The organism is Klebsiella sp. NPDC088457 (genome assembly GCF_044900465.1).
Lineage (GTDB): Bacteria > Pseudomonadota > Gammaproteobacteria > Enterobacterales > Enterobacteriaceae > Klebsiella.
In genome coordinates this window covers 40,032-63,857 of sequence record NZ_JBJDNH010000026.1, presented here as the reverse complement: position 1 = coordinate 63,857, position 23,826 = coordinate 40,032, and the positions used below count along the sequence as shown (strand labels likewise).

The 23,826-nt window shown below is 40.1% G+C and carries 21 protein-coding genes; 1 reads left to right on the top strand and 20 read right to left on the bottom strand.

All coding sequences use genetic code 11. From position 1 onward, the window contains the following. Positions 1-9: 9 nt before the first annotated feature. The 5 genes from ACI2JR_RS17300 to rfbB all read right to left on the bottom strand — a co-directional run bounded on the left by ACI2JR_RS17300 (position 10) and on the right by rfbB (position 4,400). Positions 10-840, bottom strand: a complete 831-nt coding sequence (locus ACI2JR_RS17300) for a glycosyltransferase (protein ID WP_432801839.1) — start codon at positions 838-840, stop codon at positions 10-12. 106 nt (positions 841-946) lie between these two features. After that, the gene (rfbC, locus tag ACI2JR_RS17295) at positions 947-1,501 is read right to left on the bottom strand and encodes a dTDP-4-dehydrorhamnose 3,5-epimerase (protein WP_462479074.1); all 555 of its coding nucleotides are present in this window, start codon (positions 1,499-1,501) and stop codon (positions 947-949) included. A 14-nt stretch (positions 1,502-1,515) separates the two neighbouring features. Continuing rightward, positions 1,516-2,406, bottom strand: a complete 891-nt coding sequence (gene rfbD / locus ACI2JR_RS17290) for a dTDP-4-dehydrorhamnose reductase (RefSeq protein ID WP_462479073.1) — start codon at positions 2,404-2,406, stop codon at positions 1,516-1,518. A 44-nt stretch (positions 2,407-2,450) separates the two neighbouring features. Next, the gene (rfbA, locus tag ACI2JR_RS17285; RefSeq protein WP_132725206.1) at positions 2,451-3,320 is read right to left on the bottom strand and encodes a glucose-1-phosphate thymidylyltransferase RfbA; all 870 of its coding nucleotides are present in this window, start codon (positions 3,318-3,320) and stop codon (positions 2,451-2,453) included. Between the two features lie 15 nt (positions 3,321-3,335). Next, positions 3,336-4,400, bottom strand: a complete 1,065-nt coding sequence (rfbB, locus tag ACI2JR_RS17280) for a dTDP-glucose 4,6-dehydratase (protein ID WP_087848943.1) — start codon at positions 4,398-4,400, stop codon at positions 3,336-3,338. A 1,149-nt stretch (positions 4,401-5,549) separates the two neighbouring features. Here rfbB and ACI2JR_RS17275 point away from each other — a divergent pair. Then, the gene (locus ACI2JR_RS17275; protein ID WP_152292764.1) at positions 5,550-6,554 is read left to right on the top strand and encodes an NAD-dependent epimerase; all 1,005 of its coding nucleotides are present in this window, start codon (positions 5,550-5,552) and stop codon (positions 6,552-6,554) included. Positions 6,555-6,963: 409 nt separating this feature from the next. On the opposite strand, the gene ugd is transcribed toward ACI2JR_RS17275, so the two are convergent. The 15 genes from ugd to ACI2JR_RS17200 all read right to left on the bottom strand — a co-directional run bounded on the left by ugd (position 6,964) and on the right by ACI2JR_RS17200 (position 23,793). After that, complete coding sequence (gene ugd, locus ACI2JR_RS17270) at positions 6,964-8,130, bottom strand: UDP-glucose 6-dehydrogenase (protein WP_032695381.1); 1,167 nt, start codon at positions 8,128-8,130, stop codon at positions 6,964-6,966. 246 nt (positions 8,131-8,376) lie between these two features. Beyond that, entirely contained in the window at positions 8,377-9,783 is a 1,407-nt protein-coding gene (gene gndA / locus ACI2JR_RS17265) for an NADP-dependent phosphogluconate dehydrogenase (RefSeq protein WP_462479072.1), read from the bottom strand. Between the two features lie 212 nt (positions 9,784-9,995). Then, entirely contained in the window at positions 9,996-11,390 is a 1,395-nt protein-coding gene (gene wcaJ, locus ACI2JR_RS17260) for an undecaprenyl-phosphate glucose phosphotransferase (protein WP_462479071.1), read from the bottom strand. 58 nt (positions 11,391-11,448) lie between these two features. Continuing rightward, entirely contained in the window at positions 11,449-12,717 is a 1,269-nt protein-coding gene (locus ACI2JR_RS17255; RefSeq protein ID WP_462479070.1) for an oligosaccharide flippase family protein, read from the bottom strand. Positions 12,718-12,722: 5 nt separating this feature from the next. After that, positions 12,723-13,625 carry a glycosyltransferase family 2 protein gene (locus tag ACI2JR_RS17250; RefSeq protein ID WP_462479069.1) on the bottom strand — a complete coding sequence of 301 codons (903 nt, stop codon included), beginning with the start codon at positions 13,623-13,625 and terminating at the stop codon, positions 12,723-12,725. A 13-nt stretch (positions 13,626-13,638) separates the two neighbouring features. Then, entirely contained in the window at positions 13,639-14,427 is a 789-nt protein-coding gene (locus ACI2JR_RS17245) for a family 16 glycosylhydrolase (RefSeq protein ID WP_462479068.1), read from the bottom strand. Between the two features lie 3 nt (positions 14,428-14,430). Then, on the bottom strand, positions 14,431-15,126 hold the full coding sequence (locus ACI2JR_RS17240; protein WP_462479067.1) for a WecB/TagA/CpsF family glycosyltransferase: 696 nt from the start codon (positions 15,124-15,126) through the stop codon (positions 14,431-14,433). After that, positions 15,083-16,279: a glycosyltransferase gene (locus ACI2JR_RS17235; RefSeq protein WP_462479066.1), complete on the bottom strand. Its 1,197-nt coding sequence runs from the start codon at positions 16,277-16,279 to the stop codon at positions 15,083-15,085. Before ACI2JR_RS17235 ends, ACI2JR_RS17240 begins: the two co-directional genes overlap by 44 nt. Positions 16,280-16,283: 4 nt before the next feature. Next, positions 16,284-17,288, bottom strand: coding sequence for a polysaccharide pyruvyl transferase family protein (locus ACI2JR_RS17230; RefSeq protein WP_462479065.1), 1,005 nt, complete (start codon positions 17,286-17,288; stop codon positions 16,284-16,286). 7 nt (positions 17,289-17,295) lie between these two features. Beyond that, entirely contained in the window at positions 17,296-18,333 is a 1,038-nt protein-coding gene (locus ACI2JR_RS17225) for a glycosyltransferase family 2 protein (protein ID WP_462479064.1), read from the bottom strand. A 29-nt stretch (positions 18,334-18,362) separates the two neighbouring features. Beyond that, positions 18,363-18,872: a serine acetyltransferase gene (locus ACI2JR_RS17220; RefSeq protein ID WP_462479063.1), complete on the bottom strand. Its 510-nt coding sequence runs from the start codon at positions 18,870-18,872 to the stop codon at positions 18,363-18,365. Positions 18,873-18,907: 35 nt separating this feature from the next. Further along, the gene (locus tag ACI2JR_RS17215) at positions 18,908-19,960 is read right to left on the bottom strand and encodes an EpsG family protein (protein WP_462479062.1); all 1,053 of its coding nucleotides are present in this window, start codon (positions 19,958-19,960) and stop codon (positions 18,908-18,910) included. Positions 19,961-20,032: 72 nt separating this feature from the next. Beyond that, positions 20,033-22,201, bottom strand: coding sequence for a polysaccharide biosynthesis tyrosine autokinase (locus tag ACI2JR_RS17210; protein ID WP_462479061.1), 2,169 nt, complete (start codon positions 22,199-22,201; stop codon positions 20,033-20,035). A gap of 18 nt (positions 22,202-22,219) precedes the next feature. Further along, a complete protein-coding gene (locus tag ACI2JR_RS17205) occupies positions 22,220-22,654 on the bottom strand; it encodes a protein tyrosine phosphatase (protein WP_462479060.1) in 435 nt (144 codons plus the stop codon). 2 nt (positions 22,655-22,656) lie between these two features. Next, positions 22,657-23,793, bottom strand: a complete 1,137-nt coding sequence (locus ACI2JR_RS17200; RefSeq protein ID WP_462479059.1) for a polysaccharide export protein — start codon at positions 23,791-23,793, stop codon at positions 22,657-22,659. Positions 23,794-23,826 lie beyond the last annotated feature (33 nt).

The window sequence follows — 23,826 nt, the reverse complement described above, 5'->3', positions numbered from 1 at the left end:
TCTGAAAAATCAACTTAACTTCCGGGGGATTTCAAGCAGGGCTTTTTTGTTGTATACATGCCTCTTACGGTCAAAAAACCATCCCCATTTGTTAAAGTAGGAAATAGCAGAGCGAACATGATACCAAAGCAGCAGTTTGCTTTTATACGACCCTTTATTAAAAACGTGAATGATTGTCGTTTCCGGGCAATAATATATTTTGGTCAATGGCAATGCGCGGCGACATAAATCGACATCTTCCAGATACATGAAGTAGCGCTCATCAAAACCATCCAGCTGTTGCAGCAGAGCATTCGTTAACAGCATAAAGCAGCCAGAGACCGAAGGTGGAGAGAAAACCTTATCGTACTCGGCATCCATCAGCTCATACTCAAGATCAAACTTCAGCGCGGTAGTCGGTAAAAAACGCCGTAAAAAAAGATTAACCGGTGTGGGTAATAAACGGCAACTGTATTGCCGATCGCCGTTTTTATAGAGAATTTTAGGTGAGACAAATGTAAATTGATTATCCCAGGCAAAGGATAATAACTTATCAAGCTCTCCCCGGGCGAAACTAATATCCGGGTTACAGATCAGAAAATAGCCGTCAAAATCTGCATTGGCCCTGATTGCCAGATTGTGACCAGCTCCAAATCCGCAATTGTAAGGCGATTTAATATAACTGACCTTTGGTTCATTCAGTTCTGTTACCCATTGACAACCACCATTATCAACTAAGACAACTTTTTCAACACCATTCTCATGACATAATGAGATCAATGTATCCTTAATATCATCATAGGAATGATTAAATAATACAATAGAAGCGATTATCTTCGGCTTCATTGCTTCATAAGTCATTAATCTATTACCTTTAGAGTAAACATCGCTATGGCATTATTGTTATAATTTTTAATGAATAAAAGAGGATGTGTTAAGTGTATCAACTGTAAAAAATGACTTCCTGTCAGGCATAAACTTCAGCGGTTGCTAATGTATGCGCCTGCATATCTTTCTCTGACAATGAAAACGCGCAGCCATTCAGATCGGGCCACTTAATATTAATCTGCGGGTCATCCCAACGAATACTGCGCTCCGACTGCGGGGCATAGTAATTGGTTGCCTTGTAGACAAACTGCACCGTGTCGCTCAGCGCGAGAAAACCATGGGCAAACCCTTCCGGGATCCACAGCTGACGCTTATTTTCCGCACTGAGTACGACGCCGACCCACTGACCAAAGGTCGGTGAGGAACGACGGACATCCACCGCCACATCAAAGACTTCACCTTCCACGCAGCGCACCAGTTTGCCCTGTGCATGAGGGGCTAGCTGGTAGTGCAGGCCGCGTAAAACGCCCTTTTGCGACTGCGAATGGTTATCCTGCACAAACTCCACCTTGCGACCTACCGCCTCATCAAACACCTTGCTGCTGAAGCTTTCAAAGAAAAATCCGCGCGCATCGCCAAAGACTCGCGGCTCGCAGATTAAGACTTCCGGAATGTCTGTTTTAATAATATTCATGCTGCTGTACTCACCTACTTACCTGAAACTTCAACAACCACCCGTTCAACGCCCTGACGCCAGTCCGGGATCGTCACGCCAAATACCCGCTGGAACTTTTCATTCGACAGACGAGAATTCAACGGGCGTTTCGCCGGCGTCGGCCAGGCCGTCGTCGGGATCCCGTTCACCTCCTTGATCGCCAGCTGAGCGCCGTTGGCACGCGCGACATCAAAGACAAAACGGGCATAGTCATACCAGCTGGTTTCCCCGCTGGCGACCAGGTGGTAGGTCCCGGCAACCGCTTTATTGCGCCACTCTTCACGGATGGCGATAGCGGTACAGTCTGCCAGCAGTTCAGCCCCGGTCGGCGCACCGTGCTGATCGTTAATAATCGACAGCGTCTCTTTTTCACCGGCCAGGCGCAGCATCGTTTTGGCAAAGTTTGCGCCGCGGGTGGCATAGACCCAGCTGGTACGGAAAATCAGATGGCGCGGATTGGCCTGCGCCAGCGCCAGTTCCCCGGCACGCTTTGTTTCGCCATAAACATTCAGCGGCCCGGTGGCTTCGTCCTCGAGGCGGTAATGATCCCCCTCGCCATCGAAGACATAATCGGTGGAGTAATGCACTATCAGGGCACCCAGCTTCGCTGACTCTTCCGCCAGCACCGCCACGCCTTTGTCATTCAACAGATCGGACAGCTCGCGCTCGCTTTCCGCTTTATCCACCGCCGTATGGGCTGCCGCATTGACAATCACATCCGGTTTAACCTGGCGGACGGTTTGCGCAATCCCGGCGAGATCCGTCAGATCGCCACACAGTTCCTTATCGAAATAGTCAACGGCGACCACTTCACCCAGGGTGGAGAGCGAACGCTGCAGCTCCCAGCCGACCTGACCATTTTTCCCAATAAGTAAAATCTTCATAAACGAATACTCTGTATTATTGTTACTTCGCACGCGGAGAGGCATTAACGTTCGTTAATCAACATGTTCAGATAACGGCCATATTCCGTTTTCTTCAGTCGTTCGGCCTGGGCCGCAACCCCTTCAGCAGACAGCCATTTATTACGGAAGGCGATCTCTTCCAGGCAGGCCACTTTCATCCCCTGACGCTTCTCAATGGTGTGAATGAACTGCGAGGCCTCAATCAGGCTGTCATGGGTGCCGGTATCCAGCCAGGCAAAACCGCGGCCCAGCAGCTCAACCTGCAGATCGCCGCGTTCCAGATACATCTGGTTGAGGGTGGTAATTTCCAGCTCGCCACGGGCGGAAGGTTTCACCGTTTTCGCCATTGCTACAACGTCATTGTCATAGAAGTAGAGCCCGGTCACCGCCCAGTTAGATTTTGGCTTCAGCGGCTTCTCTTCAATCGATAGCGCGGTGAAGTTTTCGTCAAACTCGACCACGCCAAACCGTTCCGGATCGAGGACCTGATAGCCAAAGACGGTGGCCCCGGAGGTTTTACTCGCTGCCGTTTCCAGTTTCTTACCGAAGCTTTGCCCGAAGTAGATGTTATCGCCCAGCACTAATGCACAGGCATCATTCCCGATGAACTCTTCACCGATGATAAAGGCCTGAGCCAGACCGTCCGGAGAAGGCTGAATAGCATAAGAGAAATTGACGCCGAACTGGGAGCCATCCCCCAGCAGACGCTGGAAGGCCGGCATATCTTCCGGCGTGGTGATAATCAGGATGTCCCGGATACCGGCCAGCATCAGCACCGACACCGGATAGTAAATCATCGGTTTATCGTAAATCGGCAGCAGCTGTTTGGACACGCCCTGCGTAATCGGATACAGGCGGGTTCCGGAGCCCCCGGCGAGAACAATACCTTTCATTCTGCGGTTCCTTAATCAGTTATTCAGACCCAGGCGTTCACCGGCATAGGAGCCGTCCAGCACGCGCTGCCACCACGTCGGGTTATCCAGATACCAGCGGACCGTTTTCTCAATCCCGCTTTCGAAAGTTTCCTGCGGTACCCAGCCGAGATCGCGCGCAATTTTTGCCGCATCAATCGCGTAACGCAGGTCATGGCCTGGACGGTCGGTCACGAAGGTGATCAGCTCAGCGAAATGGCTGATGTTGCCCGGCTTCTTCTCAACAACCTTATCGAGAATGGCGCAAATGGTTTTCACCACATCGATATTTTTACGTTCGTTATGACCACCGATGTTGTAGGTTTCACCGTTTTGACCTTCGGTGGCCACTTTGTACAGCGCCCGGGCGTGATCTTCCACGTATAGCCAGTCACGAATTTGCTGGCCGTTGCCATATACCGGCAGCGGTTTGCCTGCCAGCGCGTTAAGGATGGTCAGCGGGATCAGTTTTTCCGGGAAATGATAGGGACCGTAGTTGTTCGAGCAGTTGGTCACCACCACCGGCAGACCGTAGGTGCGGTTCCAGGCACGCACCAGATGGTCACTCCCGGCTTTAGAGGCGGAGTAAGGACTGCTCGGGGCGTATGGCGTCTCTTCGGTGAATAAGTCGTCAGTACCTTCCAGATCGCCATAGACTTCATCCGTTGAAATATGGTGGAAGCGGAAACTTTTTTTCCGCGCCTCATTCAGCGAGGCGTAGTACTGACGGGCCGCTTCCAGCAGCGTGAAGGTACCGATAAGGTTGGTCTGGATAAAGGCTGCCGGGCCGTCAATGGAACGATCGACATGACTTTCTGCCGCCAGATGCATCACGATATCAGGCTGAAACTCGCTGAACTGCTCTGCAATACCCTGGGCGTCGGTGATATCCGTACGCGAGAAAGAATAGCGTTCATTATCGGCTACTGAGGCCAGAGACTCGAGATTACCTGCATAGGTCAGGCAGTCCACAACGCGTACGTCATCCTGGGTATTCTCAATAATATGACGAACAACGGCAGAACCAATAAACCCGGCGCCACCGGTGACAAGGATCTTCATACTCTCTCTCGTTTTTCAATGAGTTAAATGCCACTCGGGCACATATCTTAAATTTCAAACACGCTACCGCCATTGGCTATCGCAACCAAAGCGCGTAACGCTACCAGACTGTATTCATGGCACCCGGCTGCACGATGACAGGACGGTACAACGCTCATCTGCTGCCCGCCGGCCTCTGCGGTGAAGCTCACCCCTATACAAGCAGACTAGTCAGCCCGGCGCAAAAAAGCGAAAAACAGAGGTATATCAGCAGACATAGCTCTGTTTTCAAACTTGCCCTCTACAGTTCAAATGGCAGAATGATCCCATTACTTTCGCCATTTTTCCTCACGCTATCCATCAGGACTTTCTCATTTGCTCAGCGGTCTCGCGACAAGCCGGGCCACAGGAACAGAACGATGCTTAAAACCATGGAGTAAACACCACCCACCGGTAACCAGGCGTTACTGAGATGACATCAAAATCGCTCAACAACGATAACCCAGAGGAAATGGCAACGCTCCGCGAATCATTTCTTCTTTATAGATAGCGGATTGACTCCGCCTTCTATGATGCCGCTCAGTCGATACTCTGTTGGGGCCAAATATTGATCTGTCTCAATAATGCATTCGTGCCACATATGAATCACGCGCGCATTATAGCCCCGGTCTGTAAGAATAAAAATGAAAAAGCATGATGAATCCGTTCTGGTAAAAATTAAGCATCCGCGAGACATTATTTGAACACTTAAGCAATCAACGTACAACACACTGATTTAAAACAAAAACAATCATAATGACAAACAATTGATATAGTAATGACGAATGTTTTTTCAGGAAACGTTCGGAAAATATATAAACGGATACAATATGAACAGACGTTACACACTTTTCAACAGACCTGTCTGGCGCAATGAAACGGGAATATTAACTAGCGTAAAAACATCAGGAACTATTATTGTGCTAACTTATTTAAAATGATAATGATTGCTATTTCCAATAAAACACCACACTGCTGACGCTCATAAAACAGGCGTTATACATAGATGAACGGGCTGTTTCCACGGCCCATGCTTATATTCAGCAACGGTAAAGCAGATGACCCCTACGGCAAGCCAGTGTAAAATCAGCCATTATATATAGCGGGGAACAACAAACCCGGAGGATGAATATGAAGTTTTTAGTCACTGGAGCCGCAGGATTCATCGGCTTTCATACCAGTCAGCGCCTTCTGGAGGCGGGCCACGAGGTTGTTGGCATCGACAACATGAACGATTACTACGATGTCAATCTCAAGCAGTCTCGCCTGGATTTACTGCAATCCCCCCTATTCAGCTTCCACAAAATCGATCTTGCCGATCGGGAAGGCATGGCTGAGCTTTTCGCGAGCGAGAAATTTGACCGCGTGATCCACCTGGCTGCGCAGGCCGGCGTGCGCTACTCGCTGGAAAATCCGCATGCCTATGCCGATGCCAACCTGATCGGTTACCTGAACATTCTGGAAGGCTGCCGGCATAACAAGGTACAGCACCTGCTGTACGCCTCTTCCAGTTCGGTGTATGGCCTGAACCGCAAAATGCCTTTTTCAACCGACGATTCGGTCGACCATCCGGTCTCGCTGTATGCGGCAACCAAAAAAGCCAACGAACTGATGGCACATACCTATTCCCATCTCTATGGCATCCCGACCACCGGTTTACGCTTCTTCACCGTATATGGCCCGTGGGGACGCCCGGACATGGCGCTGTTCAAATTTACCAGGGCGATGCTGGAAGGTAAGAGTATCGATGTCTACAACTACGGTAAGATGAAGCGCGACTTCACCTACATCGATGACATCGTGGAAGCGATTATTCGCGTGCAGGATGTCATTCCGCAGCCGGACCCGGAGTGGAGCGTAGAGAATGGCTCGCCGGCCACCAGCTCGGCGCCCTACCGCGTTTATAATATCGGCAACAGTTCGCCGGTCGAGCTGATGGATTACATCACCGCTCTCGAAGAGGCTCTGGGAATGATCGCTGAGAAAAACATGATGCCGATCCAGCCGGGAGATGTGCTGGAAACCAGCGCAGACACGAAACCGCTGTATGATCTGGTTGGCTTTAAACCGCAGACGTCGGTCAAGGATGGCGTGAAGAACTTCGTGGATTGGTACAAGGCGTATTACAACGCCTGAGTGGTTACCTGATTCCTCCTGAACCGCAATCGCAGGGTTGCGGTTTTATCGCTCCCCCGCTTTACAGAAGATTTGATGGAGCAACCGCTTTGATCGGAACTCCTGCTTGTCCAGCGCCCCTATGAGAACAAAAACAAAAAAAGCCCGCATAGCAGGCTTTTTCCCTTCCGGCGCTTATCTCCGGCATCTACATCGCAGTGACGGTAGCTCTTCACAAGGTGTGATTTAACATATCCGACCACCTTCAGCCAGGCAATGAGTTTAACGTAAAATTACAAACTGCATCACACTACCGAGGTCGTTGTTAAGGAAAGCGAGCAAAACTCAATTAACGGGGAGCTTATAATCGCGGGGACAAGGATAGCATGAGACCAGCGGCAGTACCGCTGGCGCTCAGCATCAGAAATGACTAATCGTTACCAAACAGATCGCGGGTATAAACCTTATCCGCAACATCAGCCAGCTCTTCCGCCATACGGTTAGAAATGATGACATCTGCTTCTTGCTTAAAGGCATCCAGATCGCGAACGACGCGGGAATTAAAGAACTCATCCTCTTGCATCACCGGTTCGTAAATAATAACCGGGATACCTTTGGCTTTAATGCGCTTCATAATCCCTTGAATCGAAGAGGCGCGGAAGTTATCTGAGCCGCTCTTCATAATCAGGCGATAAACCCCAACCACTTTCGGTTTACGCGCAAGGATAGAGTCAGCAATAAAGTCTTTGCGGGTACGGTTAGCATCCACAATAGCGCCAATGATATTGTTTGGCACCGATTCGTAGTTCGCCAGCAACTGTTTAGTATCTTTCGGCAAGCAGTATCCACCGTAACCGAATGACGGGTTGTTATAGTGATTGCCGATCCGCGGATCCAGGCACACACCTTCAATAATCTGCTTGCTGTTGAGACCCTGGCTCTCTGCATAGCTATCCAGCTCATTAAAATAAGCGACACGCAGAGCAAGGTAGGTATTAGCAAACAGCTTGATTGCCTCCGCTTCGGTCGAATCGGTAAACAGCGTCGGGATATCCTGCTTGATAGCACCTTCTTTCAGCAGATTGGCAAAACGCTCTGCCCGCTCCGAACGTTCACCGATGACGATACGAGAAGGATGCAGGTTGTCATACAGCGCACGGCCTTCGCGCAGAAACTCCGGAGAGAAGATGACATTGTCGATACCCAGACGCTCTTTGATATCACGGGTGAAGCCGACCGGAATGGTCGATTTGATAATCATGACGGCGTTGGGGTTAATCTCAGTGACATCACGAATAACGGCTTCAACCGTTGAGGTATTGAAGTAGTTGGTTTTCGGATCGTAGTCAGTCGGTGTGGCGATAATGACATAGTCAGCATTGCGATATGCATCTTGCTTGTCAGTTGTCGCACGAAAATTCAACGGTTTTTCGGCCAGGTATTCCTGAATCTCTTTATCGACAATCGGCGACATCTTTTGGTTCAGCATATCAACTTTAGATTGTACGATATCCAGCGCGACCACTTCGTGGTTCTGCGCAATCAGGATGCCATTCGATAAACCAACATAACCGGTACCGGAAATAGTAATTTTCATTCGATCACACTTTAATCAGTTAACTGGACGGCGGCATAGTAGCCACCCTGTAATCAACACTTCTGGCGGTTTTACTCTCTGTCCTGGTACATGTCAAGAAACAGACATGGGGTGGTAGAGAACAAGCAGCAGAGCTCTAATATGCGGGCAAACATTCTTAACAGAATGTATTCGAATTGAGAGAGATTTATAGAAAAATCCCGGTTATCTAATAACCGGGATTTAATTGCCTTTGACCAGAAAAGGTTATTCCATCCACTCAGTATGGAATACGCCTTCTTTATCAGTACGCTTATAGGTATGAGCACCGAAATAGTCACGTTGAGCCTGGATCAGATTAGCCGGCAGGACTGCGGAGCGATAGCTGTCGTAGTAGGCAATAGCAGCAGAGAATGTCGGAACCGGGATGCCGTTCTGAACAGCATAAGCCACTACATCACGCAGCTCCTGCTGATATTCATCAGCAATCTGCTTAAAGTACGGCGCCAGCAACAGGTTAGCGATGCCAGCATTCTGCTCGTAAGCGTCTGTGATCTTCTGCAGGAACTGAGCACGAATAATGCAACCGGCACGGAAGATTTTGGCAATCTCACCGTAGTTCAGATCCCAGTTGTATTCATCCGATGCGGCACGTAGCTGAGAAAAACCCTGAGCATAAGAAACGATTTTGCCCAGATACAGAGCGCGACGAACTTTCTCTACAAACTCCGCTTTGTCACCAGCCGGTTGAGCTATGGGCCCCGTCAGGACTTTAGAAGCTGCAACACGCTGGTCCTTCAGTGAAGAAATGTAACGCGCAAAGACAGATTCAGTAATCAGGGATAGCGGCTCGCCCAGGTCGAGTGAGCTCTGGCTGGTCCATTTACCTGTACCTTTGTTGGCAGCCTCATCAAGAATCACATCAACAAGGTATTTTCCTTCCTCGTCTTTTTTAGTGAAGATGTCTTTGGTGATATCAATCAGGTAGCTGCTGAGTTCGCCTTCGTTCCACTCGGTAAAGGTTGTAGCCAGTTCTTCATTAGACAGAGCAAGGCCACCTTTCAGCAAAGCGTATGCTTCCGCAATAAGCTGCATGTCGCCGTACTCAATGCCGTTATGAACCATCTTCACATAGTGACCAGCACCGTCAGCACCAATATAGGCGACACAAGGTTCGCCATCTTCTGCGCGAGCAGCGATCTGCTCAAGGATCGGTGCTACCAGTTCATAAGCCTCCTTCTGTCCGCCAGGCATAATAGATGGGCCCTTCAGCGCGCCCTCTTCCCCACCCGAAACACCGGTACCGATGAAGTTAAACCCTTCAGCGGACAATTCGCGGTTACGACGGATAGTATCCTGGAAGAAAGTGTTACCACCATCAATGATAATATCGCCTTTATCCAGATATGGTTTAAGAGAATCGATCGCGCTATCAGTACCAGCGCCCGCTTTCACCATTAACAGGATGCGGCGTGGAGTTTCGAGGGATTCAACAAACTCTTTGACGGTATAATGTGGGACCAGTTTCTTGCCCGGATTCTCGGCAATCACTTCTTCAGTCTTTTCACGGGAGCGATTGAAAACAGAGACGGTATAACCACGGCTTTCGATGTTGAGCGCAAGGTTGCGCCCCATCACTGCCATACCGACAACCCCGATCTGTTGCTTGGACATTACATACTCCTGTCTGGTGTGGTCACTGCGACACGTTCGCAGTTTAAATGTGATGATTATTTTAGCTTAAATTAAACAAAGGACATAGTGATAAAAAACTTTTTTATCACTATGTTGGGAATGCCAGAAAATATAAGATTGCATAATTATTCTAAGCGACACACAAATTAAACTATAGACACTACATTTTTCATTAGATTATGAACATATATTTAATACGCTGTTTTACTGACAAACCCTTTAAACACCGTCAATGTTATAATATATAAATCAAACCAAATACTCCATTCTCTAATATAATCAAGGTCATACTCTACTCTCTTTTGCATTTTTTCCAGAGTATCAGTTTCCCCCCGCCAACCATTTATCTGGGCCCAACCAGTGATCCCAGGTTTTACTTTATGGCGCAGCATATATCCTTCAATGAGATCTCTATATTGTTCGTTATGAGCAACAGCATGTGGCCTCGGGCCTACAATAGACATTTCACCCGAAAGCACATTAAAAAACTGGGGTAACTCGTCCAAAGAGGTACGTCTCAAAAACCGCCCAACTCTTGTGACACGGATATCATTTTGTTTAGCTTGGGTAACGACACCACCATTTTCCATGACCTTCATTGAACGAAATTTCCAAACCTTAATAGGTTTGCCATCCATACCATATCTAGTTTGCCTAAAGATAACAGGCCCTGAAGAGGTTAGTTTCACAGCAAACGAAATAATGATGAGAACTGGTGATATTAAGATTAATATAAGAATTGACAAAATGATATCTTCTAATCTTTTAAAAACCATATTAATACCGTTTAAAGGTGTATCAAATAAGGGGACGACAGGAACCCCATTGACTTCCTCAGTACGAGACTGAAGAATATTAAACGTAAATATATCTGGAATCAACATAACAGAGCAAGTAGTATTAGTTAATTGCCTAACCAATAACTTTATTTTCTTTTCATCACTCATATTCATTGCTATGTAAATACGGTCGAGTTTACCGTTTTTTGCATCAGCAATTAGTTGTTCAAAATCCCCTACATATCTTATACCCGCAGTGTGAATAACATTGTCATTATAAATCCCTTCAACTTTAAAACCAAGCCAGGGCTCATCATTGAAGCTTTTCAACAGTTCGATACCTGCTTCCATAGAACCAGCTATTGCGACACGGCGGGTATTATATCCAAAACGTCTCAGTTTTCCGAAGCAGTACCTGATTAAAATTCGACAAAGCACAACCCCAAATGAGACAACAACATACCAACACATATAAATATCAAAATTAATTTGAAGGTGTGTTGAAAGAGAAATAAAACCAACAGCAATAATTAAGCTCAAACTCCAGTTCTGCAAAACAAGCTTAAGTTCAGAAATTAATCTTACGCCACGCCAGGACCTATAAAAATCCGTAACCCCGCCAATCATCTGGAATACAAAAAGAACAATCAATGCGTTCAAAAATAGATTACTTGATATATCAATGCCAGCAACATAATATACAAAACATAAACCAAAAACGATTACTGATACATCAAAAAAACGTTGTACGATGGAGATCAAAGATGCATTGGTTTTTGAGTGAGTTCTTCGTTTGAGTATTTTCATAGTAATCTTTAACTTTTAGTTGAAATATAATTCATTGCAAGCATTATTAGGACATTATTTAACTAACCTTCAATGATGTCCTAAACAGGATATTTTTATGCACTTTAAACACAATTCCATGCTTAAAGAAATAATTTAGAACTGTGAGAGAGAACAGCTCAGTAGCTAACGTAGCCCAAGCAGCTCCCTGCATCCCATAATACTTAACAGAATAATAATTAAAACATGCACTTAAAAATAAAACAACGATAGTTTTTTTAGCTAAATATGAATAACCAGAATATTTGGCAATAAAACGAGAAGAAATAACACCTAAAGATGAAACCATTGTTGAGATAGACAGAATTATTAAGGGCTCAAAAGAAGTAGAGTATTTTTCTCCATACAAAAGTTGAAGCAAATACCCACCGATTAAATAAATAAAAATTATTATAAAAATGGATATAACTAAAATCACTCGCCCCAAGTTACCTGTTTTTCTTATTGCTTCTAAATCTTTATTTTCCGAAAAAATCTGGGGAAAACTAGAAGTAATAATCGCGAGTAAAACAAACGACCATGAACTAGCTAATGAGACTGCTATGGAAAAAATACCTACATAAGATTTCCCATAAAAATAGTCAAGAAACCAGATAGATAGACGTGTATATATAGCAACAGATACAGCTGAGATGACAAATGTCATCCCTGTTAACAAGAGGTATCGAGAATATTTAAAGACTTTTCTTCTGTTGATATTGACACCATCGTTTTCCATACGATTAAACATTATGCTACGTAAAATAAAAGGTATCAGAGTAGTCAATACAATAGGAATTGATAATGTTTCAGCAGGTAATTTAAAATAGGCAATAACCCATCGAATTATTAGACTTATAACTAACCCGACAACATTTATCATTGCATTTTTTTTTGACTCCAAACGAACATTATAGTAAATACTATAAACATCTAGGGATGAAAACAAACAAGCAAAGAATGAGGCTATAATGAAATAATTAATAGTATGGCTATTGATATCAAAATTTAAGACGACAATAGGGATAGAAACAAGACTATAAATAAAAATTCTAATAGGAACTGTAGTCTTTAGTAGCTGTACGCCAGATTTCTTATTTTTGCTTAAGCGCTTAAAAATAATAACATCACTGCCGAGTTGGGCTATCACTAAAGTAATTTGAAACAATGATGATACGTAAGCTATTTCCCCATAAATATATGGCCCAACATACTTAGCAACAAATGATGTAACAAAAAAAAGGCCAAAAATTGAGACGATTTTTTCAGACACCATCCATATGGAGTTAAATAATATTTTCTTATTCAACTAAATCACCTCAATTTTATTTTATTTAAAACCTTGAATTTTATTGCACGAAAACCGGTGAAAGGAAGGTTAAGCATGGCATATAATACAGCTTTAAAATTATTATTGTCCATTCGACATCTAGACGGAAGAATATATGCTCTATAAGCGCATCGTTCCCTGAAACGCATAATACTCTTCATTTCCTTTAACCAAAACAATGAATATGCTTCAGACTCTTTTTTCCCATTTAGAGCACGAGCGCTCATATTATTAAATTTATTATAGATAGTTAAGACTTCATCTATAAAGTGGAATTTAATCCCTAAGTAATCACAATGGATACAAAAATCATAATCTTGGTGTCTAATAAACTTCTCATTAAACATAACCTTATCAAGTATTGCTCTATGGGCCACGATTGTGCTTGTCTGTATAAACCCATTTAAGGAGAAAAGATATTCCGCAATACTGATATTCGGCTCATGATCAACTCCATAACTAGGTCGAACAGCCATAATATTCCCTGTTTCAATATCTCTTATTTTCAATTTGCTATAAAAAACTTTTTTCTCGTTTTCTATATCAACTTTTTTAATCACTTGATGATAAGATGATAGTTTAATAGGAAGCCATTCATCATCCGCATCTAAAAATGCTATATATTCGCCATTTGCAAGTGTGATACCTAAATTACGAGCAGCAGCTCCATTTTTATTTTCAATATGCCTAACAATAGTAAATGGAACTTTTCCAGATAGGGAATCAATTATTATTTTCTCTGTGTTAGAAAAATCATCCGAGGCATCATCTACAAATATAACTTCAAATGAAGTGAAAGTTTGTTTTTTTAACGAATCTAATGTCAAATTTATTGTTTTACTATTGTTATGCATAGGGACAATAACTGAAAAAAAAGGATTTTCCATTTAAACAGCCTTATTAAAAAGTGGGGGCGACAATAACATTAGATACGGTCATGTTTTTATCAATTCTGAACTTTGAATCATATCCAGAATATCTACTAACTGCAGTAGAAAGTTTAAGAGTGCCAGCATATATATTGTCACCAAACCCGGACACCCTTAAAATAGGCTCATTATCAAAATAAAAAATCATATTATCAGTTTGCCATTTCACTCCATACAAATGAAATTCATTACTTAAGTTAGATTTTGTTTTGAATATAAACCCATAAGAAAGAGGTTTTCCATCAATCCATTTATGAATAGTAATATTTATAATATTTGGTGAATGGATTTCAGCAATATCAATTTCATATCCATTATTCGACTTGAACCAAAAAGCATTATTTATCCCTTTAGATGCTGATTTAATCCTCGCTTGGTAATATCCATAATGAATATCTTTATAATAATCCAAATATGCGGTTGAATATTTTGATTTGTTAGGGCAGTTATTCTTCGAAGTAACAAAAACAACATTGCCATTTTGAGAGGAAATATTATCCTTTAGCCTACAGGATAAAATATTACTATGGAAATCTTCCTTTGCGATCCAAGTTTTAGACAAATTTGCATCCATCTTATCATTACTATTTTGTAACTGTTTTTTTCCAACCCCCCCCTCTAAATTATGAGGAAAAATAGAATAATCCCAATCATCGAAATAATTTGAATTAGAAATTTTTTTTATAAGTTGAATATTTTCTGTACAAAAAGCATTGTAACTGAATAAGGATATAAAGAAAAATAACACTTTATATTTCATATACTATCCCCTAATCAAATCATAAATAAAGAAAATAGGGAAGCATATACCAGCCTTAATATATCTTAGTCTAGTATGTTTTTCTTTAACCATTCGATATACAAATCTCAAATTAAATCGATTTATCCATGTAGGATAATATGCATTGCCTGACATTGACAATTGATGAAAAAAACCTCCACATGTAAAAGCCAACTTACCAAAACCTTGGGATTTCAGCTCTAGTAAGAATTTCTCCTGTAACCCACATCCCATTCCAGCAATAACAATATCGACATTTTGTTTCATAATACCATTAGCAACACCAATTAACTCCTCTTCATTCTTAAAATACCCATGTCTATGTCCAATAATAAATATACCAGGATAAGAACCTTCAATTACCTTTTTAGCTTTATCTATAGATAATTCATCAGAGCCAATAATATAAATACTCTTATGATTCTTTACGGCATATTGGAATACCACAGGAGCTAAGGATGTCATATCAAAACTAAATCTTTCCAGTTTTTCACGATAGAAGAAGTTTATAAATTTAACTAAAACTCCACCATCACAAAACACACCAGTGAAGCCATCAAGTAAATTGGTTTTTCTAAGTTGTAAATACGAAACTGGATTTAAAAAAGTAAAAATCCCTCCCTCTTTGAAAATATCAATCCTGGAGGTCTTTATTATTTTCTTTATGTATATTTTCATTTATAGATATCTCACAATATTGCTTAAACTGGTATTCCTTATCATTATGTGAATTCCATTCGCTAGTAGCAGCTAGCAACTCTTCTGAAAATGTGCCTGTCGAAAAAACACTATTCATAATTAATTTGAATTTAGCAACTCCATCTATCTCATATAGATCGGGGAAAGTGCACATATCGTAAGCAGAGTTGCTGGTGAACATTTCTTCGGGAATGGAATAATGTGTCCCACAAAAAGGAATCCCCAAGCTCCTGGTTTCCGCAATAACAATAGGAAAACCTTCAAACTTACTACTTAGCACTAGAAGCTTGCATTGAGCCAGAAACTTATATGGATTTACCTGGAAATCAATTATACTTACTTTTTCCTCTAATTTTAGTTCTTTAATTTTTTGTCTTAAATATCCTTCGTTCTCACCTTCCCCCATTATCAACAAATGGACTTTATTTTCTACCGGATTATCTTTCAAATATTGAGAATATGCATACAATAAAGAACCTTGGTTTTTTTGATCACTTAACCTACCAATATTAATAGCATAGCTTACATCATCGTAAAAATTAAATTCCGTAACCTCTTCTCTGCTTTTCATATGGATAGCATGCGAATCAACAAAATTATTCACAACAAAAATACTTTTCCCATCTACATCGAAATTATTAATTAAATCTGTTTTCACTTGCTCTGATACAGCTATTATAGTTGTTTTATCAGAGTTATAGATGGACGATATTGCCTTTGCCCACAATTTTTTTATAGTCGGGTTTGCAATTTTTAAATATTGAATAGATAAAACATTGTGAACTGTACAGACGTGTTTAACACCCTTAAAATTAGATAAATAAGATAAAATATTACTTTTTTCTAAAAATGTGAATATTACATCATATTTGCCACAGTTTATTTTTGTAATCAGTCGTGTATAGATCTTAATATGTGTAAAGAGTTTAGAGGCCATACTGGCCCCTACCTCCTTATTACTACCATAAGTTACACGTAGATTATCCAACCAGGGACTGCTCGTAGCCTCACGGTAAAGCACATAAATATCAACTTTATGACCACATTTAATTAAATAATTATAGTAGTCAATTAATATCCGTTCCGCACCACCAGTTCTAACTCTATCAATCACTAGTAAGTAATACTTCATAATATTAAATTTCTCTCAGAATATTCCTAAGATTATTAATTTGTTCATCTTGATATGTAGATAAATTAGTAATACCTACAACCTCATTTTTTACATTACTTAAATTCACATTATCAAAAAGAGCGACTCTTTTGCTATGCGAGTAAATTCTGCATTTCCCACCAAATGAAAGAGTTGGAATACATGAATGAACCCTATCAGAATATACTTCCTTAGCATTAGCTAATAAGATCAGATAATCTAAAGGAGTATCTGAAACAAAAATATCTTGTGCTAATAAACTTTTTACATAAGACAAAGGGTAAGGTTTATTATTAGTCACAACAACTTTATTAAACTTACCAGACAGTTCTTGAATCATATGATCATTTTTTGGGTGATCAAAATTCAATACAACGTAATCTTCGCTTGCAATATTTTTGGGTACTGTAACTTTATTAACAAAGAATGCATTATCAATACCATTATGTGATACTTCAACAATATCTTTGTAGTGCTCATATGCTACATGGTCACGGAAAATAATTCCCTTTGGCTCTAGTTTCTTAATATATTCTTTAACAAATGATACTTCATAATCTGTATAATAATTACCGCTAGCACCCAAAAATATTAACTCGGTACCTTTATTTTTTAATGTTTCTAATTCAGCACCAAAAATTTTAAAAAATGGAACTGTCAGTACACAACCAGGAATAATCAGGGCATCTAGTTTGACATAATCCATTAAAGTTATAGTTTTTTTAGTTGGGATTGCAGTGTATAATTTGTCATGTATCTTATGTGCATGATTTTTCATTACACCATTCCAGACTGCACGTACAAGTCGAGATTCTCTTAGTCCCATTCCAGCTTGCATTGCATTCACAAAAGACTGAAATTGGCTAACTTTAACTAACTGATAGCCATCTGGTAAAGCCCCCTCGATAGTTGCTTGCGCACCAAAATCAATAAACGCGTTACCGATATTATTAAAATACACAGATGTAAAAAGCCCGATATTTTTCATAGATTCCTCAGTTTATAAATTTTTTCTTTTTTGAAAAGATGTTTGTTAATAAAAAAAGCCTAGGAATTATATTCATATTTCTAAGCAGGAAAATAACAGCAATAAATTTACCTCGAATACCGCCTAATTTAATAAATGATATTGACACAGCAAGCATTTTAAAAGAAATAAATTCGTCAAAAACAGCCATATCGCTTGGTCCTAACGAACTATTCTGATTTATTTTATCAAAAAAAGCTCTCAACTCCTTATGGAACCTATCCAACGAGAAATATTTAAATGAATCAAATTCACCCCAGTTATATTTTAGCGAATCTATCGAAAATTCAAAAGAAAAGTCATTTTTAATATTCTTTGCAGAAAGAGCAATCAGTCGGTTATGCTGTTCATTCTGTTTAGTTCGACTGATACTATTCGGATTAAAGCGATAATAAAGTAGCTCATCGTCAATAGTAAAGCATTTATATCCAGCTTTAAAGAGTCGTAGCCATAAATCGTAATCCTCAATATGCAATACCTCTTCTGAATCCCGATATTTGAAATGCTGCATAATATCTTTTTTTACCATGACACCTGGGTGCATGATCATGTTTCTTAGATACTGCAAATATCTCATTGAATTTGAACTAGCTGCGACACTACCTTTGTTTTTTGTAAAAAATGTTCCAGAATCATTGAGGATGTAAGCTTTAATATTTACTATATCTATCGATTCATCATTTTCTAAAACGTCAATCTGCCTCTTCAATCTATTTGGCATACTTATATCATCGGCGTCCATTCTTGCAATATATTTCCCTTTTGCATTATCTATCCCTTTGTTTAAGGTTTTTATAATGCCTAAGTTAATAGTATTTTTCAAATAGACAATTCTATTGTCGCTAAAAGATTTAATAATATCTTCCGTTGAATCTGTACTCCCATCATTTATTATGACCAATTCAATATTTTCTAGACTCTGATTCAAAATACTTGATATCGATTCTCGTAAAAACATATCAGCATTAAATGCTGGTAGAATAACCGAAACTAAAGGGGTAGACATTTAAAACTCCATAAACTTATCATTTAGAATTATGATATAATATCACCATTTTCATTTTTAATTATCGGTTTATGGCCAATAATGATACTATCGTCTGGTACGTCTTTCATTAAAATAACACCTGCCCCCAGCTTCACGTTATTACCAATGGCAATATCATCACCCAGAATACATGAATTTGCACCCATAGATACATTGTCTCCAATGCGTACTACCCCGGCCCCTAAAGACCTATTAGCACCACATGTACAACACTGCCTGATATGAAAGTTCTTACCGATACTACAACGTGAGCTAATAACAACAGAATACGCATGCCAGATAACAAAGCCATTTCCAATTTTAGCTTTATAGCTTATTTCCACACCAAAAATAAGCTCATTGAATATTTTATGCATTAATAAAAAAAATAATGTAAAGGGATAGACTATAATATTACTATTAGCATGGTATGTAGCTAAACGAAAAAATAAAACTGCCAGTTTGGATTTAAGCCCTGGGTTTAATTTAAATTCTTTTATTATTTCAATAATACTCATCTAATACTAACCCCACCTTTCACTAGGAATAATTTTTAGAATGCCCAAACTGTGTATGGGACTATCCCGCCGAAATCCTTAATAATTGAATTAGTAAAGTAAACAAATCCATACATTATGACTGAAAATTTGAATATAATCCTAAGCAATTGAGTCTCTGTATAGTACCAAAGATAGGTATAATATATAATATTGAAAATCAAGAAACAGCTTGCCACCCGTATAAATAAAGGATTTATAGCTCCCATAACATTTAAGATAAATATACCTAACACATAGGAAAAAAGATATTCTCGCGGTGTATTTTTAGAAGAAATAAATATACAAAGTATACAAAAAAGAGTGTGCAATGTAATAGTAATAGTTGAACTATCAACTGCAGCCTCTCCTCTTAGGTGCATTGTATAGCGCTCACTCAAGAAAGAAATACTATGAGCGAAATTAATCACTGGACCTTTAAGAATAAAAAGACAGTAGCTCAACAAGACGGGTATAAGTAATAATTTCTTTTTCTTCAATGCTTCTGACCAGTTGAGTTTGAAGATAAGAAGAAAAAGAAGTATAAATAATGTATTATGGAATAGAAATGCCGTTGTAGCTATAGTAATAAAGAGTAAACTTGTTTTTGTTTTAACATAAGGATAAAGACCTAAAATAATACCCAGGCCAAAAAACTGTCTCATTATATTAAAATTATAAAAATAATAATAAAAAATGTAAAAGAAAAAGAGAGTCAATATAGGTCGATTACTTTCTTTTCGAATGAAGTTCACAAACCCCAAAAATGCAAATATAAAAATCGCTCTAAAAAAGAGTGTTGGTTCTTTAGTAAAAAACTCTTTATAAAATGCTATAAGATAATTAAATCCATCTTCGAATTTTGTACAATAATTCCAAGTTGCAGGATTAAAACTAATTTGTTTAAAATTACATGTATATATTCCAATATCTGTACCTACGCTATCCCCTCTAAGAAAACCGACTAGAAATAATATAACCACTGAGATAAAGAAAGTGACTGTATCATATTTCCTTTTAAGAAATATGCTTAAAAGCAAAAATAGCAATATCAGGAAATAAATAAACATATACTCACCGGTATTTATTAGTAATAATACCATTTAAATCTGGAAAAGAGGGGCTCCCCCTCTTTTTCGATTTTATTTATCGGAGGAGCTTTCATAGCTATAACCATAGTGGTTATAACCGTAGCCATAATAGCTACTGGATTTTTTTACAACTCCATTCAAAATACATCCTTTTACCTTTACACCACTTTGTTCGAATCGTCTTATACTTATTTCAATCTCTTTAGTTGTATTTTTTTCAAAACGAGCAACCAACAAAGTAGTGCCGGAGTAATTACCTATTATAGCTGCATCCGTGACTGCTAAAATTGGAGGAGTGTCAATTATGACCAAATCGTAATTCTCGCCTCCCCATTTAAGGAGTTCACCAAATCTTGGATGCATTAATAATTCAGCAGGATTAGGGGGTACTGTACCTCGAGTTATATAATCAAACCCACCACCATTCATTCTCTTGATTGCATCGGTAATATTAATACCTCCCGATAATATATCCGACAAACCATTCTCATTCGTAGAATTAAATAACTTATGAACATACCCTTTCCGCATATCCGTATCAATAAAAAGAACTTTTTTACCTGTTTGTGCTATAACAGCTGCTAAGTTAGTACTTACGAATGTTTTACCCGCATTAGGGCTAGCACCTGAAATCATTAAAATATTATTTCGTGCTTCCATCATTGCAAAATGCAAACTAGTTCGTAAGCCTCTAATTGTCTCTATTGCTATATCTGCAGGGTTTTCAATTGCAAGAAATGACTTATGTTCTAGTTTATCCGCTCTTATTCGTAGACCTTTCTTCTGATTATAATTTGACAGAGTATCAGATACAGGAATACTAGCATACACATTAATACCCACTTCCTCTAGCTGTTCAGGAGATTCGATACCACGACGTAGAAGCATTCTAAGAAGCACTATGCTAATTGAGGCCATTACACCTAAAATAAAGCCAACAATAACTATTATTGTTTTTTTAGGTTTTACAGGCTTGGGATGTGTAATCGCATCATCAATAATGCGAACATTCCCTATAGCACTAGATTTGGCAATACTTAGCTCTTGCTGCCTATTTAGTAACTGCATAAAAACTGCCCGTCCTGACTCGACATCTCGGCTTAATCGCAACACCTCCTGTTGCGTACCGGGCATATCAGATACTTTTTTATTAAGTTTATTTTTCTCGTCCTGTAACGTCTTCCGTTTTTCCATTAATGCTTTATATGTTGGATGTTCACGGGTGTATAGTTGAGATATTTCTGACTCACGAAAAGTCAACTCATTAAGTTGATTTTCGACATTAACGATTTGGTCTAATACCGATTTTGCTTCCAAAGTTAGATCAACCGAGTCTTTCGTCCGCCGATAATCGTTTAACTTATCCTCAGCGATGTCAAGGTCACTTCTTACTTTTGGAAGTTGTTTATTCAAAAATTCTAAACTTTTCTCATCCTGAGCAGCCTGTCTATCTATATTTTGCATTAAATAATTAGTTGTAATATTATTTAATATCTTAGTGATAAGTTCTGGGTCTTCTCCAACTAATGATAAGGAAAGAATCCCCGTATCCTTACCTTGTTCTTCTATTGTGAAATTTTTCTGAAGAAGACTTATAGCTCTAAGTCTACTCATGTAAGTAATTTTGAACCGAGAACCCTCAACCGCATTTATTTCATTAACTTCTAATAATAAACTTTTATTTTTTAATTGTTCGCCTACTTTACCCGAAATTTCATACCCATTTCCGGTTACAACGTAATGTTCTTTATCCTTGACCGTTAAATAAATACTAGCTATGTCATCATCTGTTCCAAATAAAGAAAATCTTGAAACAGATATAGAACCAGATTTCTCACCAAGTAATCTTGCCCATCCCTCTCCAAATATAGGAAAATATTCCGGTGTAACTAACGCCTGTAAGTTAAGATCCTCTACTGATTTACCTAAAATCATCCGTGATTGCAATAACGCCATCTCTGGTGCAGATTGTGGCTGCACATTAGGTAGTACTTGACTTAGACTACTAAGAATTGCATTCCCTTGTTTTTGCTCTACTTGCACTAGGGCATCAGATTGGTAAATAGGGGTTGCAAATAAAGCATATACTAGTGCTATCAAGACGAAAATTGAAGTTACCGAAATAATTAACTTACGGTGATCGATTAACTCACCAATTAATCGGCCTAAATCAATTTCAGCTGACTCTGTTTTATCGATTTTATTTTTAATTGAAGACATTAATTTTTTTCCCGTATCTTAGTCACTAAGTTTATCAGCCCAATATCGTCCAGACTTTTCAATTAACTGATAGACTGACTCAAAAGCCTCATTACTTTTCCTATACGGATCTGGTATATCTCGCTGATTTAACCAATGACCATAAAGCATAGTTTTCCCACGAAGCTCAGGTGCAATAGAAGTTATTTTATTAAGGTGTTCCTTTTCCATTACTAATATTAGTTCGTATTCCCTTCCCAACTTAGCTGTAAATTGACGGCCACTATGTCCTTCAAGAGATAAACCATGCTTGCTAGCTACCTCGATAGCACTAGCGTCTGCAGGATAATTAACCAATGCTGAAGTCCCTGCAGAATCAATTCTTCTTCCAGGAAGAAGTTTGCGCAACACCCTTTCTCCTATAGGTGAACGACATATATTTCCGGTGCACACAATGAGAATTGAATCAAACATAATTATGGCCACGTTCTGATGTAACGAACAGTTTCTGTCATATCATGGACCCCAGCGATTGTCGGTACTAATTGCGACATCACTCGGTTCCAGCGAACAAGAGGAGCTGTTGTTACATAAACTATATCATAAGGTTGCAACTGGAATTCCGTGCCTAACACCATTGCTGACGCATCTTGTGCATTAAGCTGATATATATTTGCAATCTTACCCTGCTTATCTCCTTTCAACTGACGGACAACAAAAATCCCTGTTGCATCACTCATTGACTGGGATATGCCATCGGCATTTCCCAATGCTTCGGCAAGCGTCATTCCACTACGGTCCATCTTCATTGTGCTCTGTTTACCAACTTCTCCCATAACGAACACTTTTAGATCGTCATTTCGTGGAACAAACAGAATATCGCCAGGATAAAGTAGATGATTCTGGGTTAAATCCCCTTTCTGCATTAATGCATACAACGAGACTTTTGTGTCTTTTCCATTATGTGTCAAAACAACATTACGCCAGTCTGCATCTGCGGCTAAACCACCAGCCGCATTTACAGCATCCATAACTGTCAGAGGTATATTGGTAATGGGTTGCTGCCCAGACTTAGCAACCTCTCCTGTCACATATGCCTTTTGAGAACGGAAAGCAGCAATACTTACATCAACCTGCGGGCTTTCAATATAGGTAGTCAAGCGACTAGTGATCTCCTGTCGTACCTGACTCAGAGTCTTACCTGCCACCTGGACCTTGCCAATATAAGGATAGAAGATGGTTCCGTCAGAGTTGACCCAGTTACCTGTATCGCTGGCACTACGGTACTGACCAGCAGGGGTGGTCAGTTCAGGGTGATCCCATACAGTCACCATTAACACATCCCCGACCCCAATACGGTACTCATAATTTTTAAGTAAATTATCCAACTGGGGGTTAGGCTGAGCAATAATGCTTTCTGGACGCAATTGATCGATCAGCCCAGGTGTCATCGGATAAACATTAACTAGTTTATCCAGATCATAATCGCTATCCGGTAGTTCAACCACATTCTTCCGTAGGCTATTTAACCCCTGACCAGGAATAATTGTACAGCCCGATAAAAACCCTATTGCCAATGCTAACGCCGAAAATCTAACAATTTTTTTCTTCATAATGTCACATCATCAGTAAACCAAAATTTGCAA

What these genes read in the sequence shown, in the direction of transcription:
- ACI2JR_RS17300 (WP_432801839.1), bottom strand. Translation starts at nt 840, where the DNA reads ATGACTTATGAAGCAATGAAGCCGAAGATAATCGCTTCTATTGTATTA.
- rfbC (WP_462479074.1), bottom strand. Translation starts at nt 1,501, where the DNA reads ATGAATATTATTAAAACAGACATTCCGGAAGTCTTAATCTGCGAGCCG.
- rfbD (WP_462479073.1), bottom strand. Translation starts at nt 2,406, where the DNA reads ATGAAGATTTTACTTATTGGGAAAAATGGTCAGGTCGGCTGGGAGCTG.
- rfbA (WP_132725206.1), bottom strand. Translation starts at nt 3,320, where the DNA reads ATGAAAGGTATTGTTCTCGCCGGGGGCTCCGGAACCCGCCTGTATCCG.
- rfbB (WP_087848943.1), bottom strand. Translation starts at nt 4,400, where the DNA reads ATGAAGATCCTTGTCACCGGTGGCGCCGGGTTTATTGGTTCTGCCGTT.
- ACI2JR_RS17275 (WP_152292764.1), top strand. Translation starts at nt 5,550, where the DNA reads ATGAAGTTTTTAGTCACTGGAGCCGCAGGATTCATCGGCTTTCATACC.
- ugd (WP_032695381.1), bottom strand. Translation starts at nt 8,130, where the DNA reads ATGAAAATTACTATTTCCGGTACCGGTTATGTTGGTTTATCGAATGGC.
- gndA (WP_462479072.1), bottom strand. Translation starts at nt 9,783, where the DNA reads ATGTCCAAGCAACAGATCGGGGTTGTCGGTATGGCAGTGATGGGGCGC.
- wcaJ (WP_462479071.1), bottom strand. Translation starts at nt 11,390, where the DNA reads ATGAAAATACTCAAACGAAGAACTCACTCAAAAACCAATGCATCTTTG.
- ACI2JR_RS17250 (WP_462479069.1), bottom strand. Translation starts at nt 13,625, where the DNA reads ATGGAAAATCCTTTTTTTTCAGTTATTGTCCCTATGCATAACAATAGT.
- ACI2JR_RS17245 (WP_462479068.1), bottom strand. Translation starts at nt 14,427, where the DNA reads ATGAAATATAAAGTGTTATTTTTCTTTATATCCTTATTCAGTTACAAT.
- ACI2JR_RS17240 (WP_462479067.1), bottom strand. Translation starts at nt 15,126, where the DNA reads ATGAAAATATACATAAAGAAAATAATAAAGACCTCCAGGATTGATATT.
- ACI2JR_RS17235 (WP_462479066.1), bottom strand. Translation starts at nt 16,279, where the DNA reads ATGAAGTATTACTTACTAGTGATTGATAGAGTTAGAACTGGTGGTGCG.
- ACI2JR_RS17230 (WP_462479065.1), bottom strand. Translation starts at nt 17,288, where the DNA reads ATGAAAAATATCGGGCTTTTTACATCTGTGTATTTTAATAATATCGGT.
- ACI2JR_RS17225 (WP_462479064.1), bottom strand. Translation starts at nt 18,333, where the DNA reads ATGTCTACCCCTTTAGTTTCGGTTATTCTACCAGCATTTAATGCTGAT.
- ACI2JR_RS17220 (WP_462479063.1), bottom strand. Translation starts at nt 18,872, where the DNA reads ATGAGTATTATTGAAATAATAAAAGAATTTAAATTAAACCCAGGGCTT.
- ACI2JR_RS17215 (WP_462479062.1), bottom strand. Translation starts at nt 19,960, where the DNA reads ATGTTTATTTATTTCCTGATATTGCTATTTTTGCTTTTAAGCATATTT.
- ACI2JR_RS17210 (WP_462479061.1), bottom strand. Translation starts at nt 22,201, where the DNA reads ATGTCTTCAATTAAAAATAAAATCGATAAAACAGAGTCAGCTGAAATT.
- ACI2JR_RS17205 (WP_462479060.1), bottom strand. Translation starts at nt 22,654, where the DNA reads ATGTTTGATTCAATTCTCATTGTGTGCACCGGAAATATATGTCGTTCA.
- ACI2JR_RS17200 (WP_462479059.1), bottom strand. Translation starts at nt 23,793, where the DNA reads ATGAAGAAAAAAATTGTTAGATTTTCGGCGTTAGCATTGGCAATAGGG.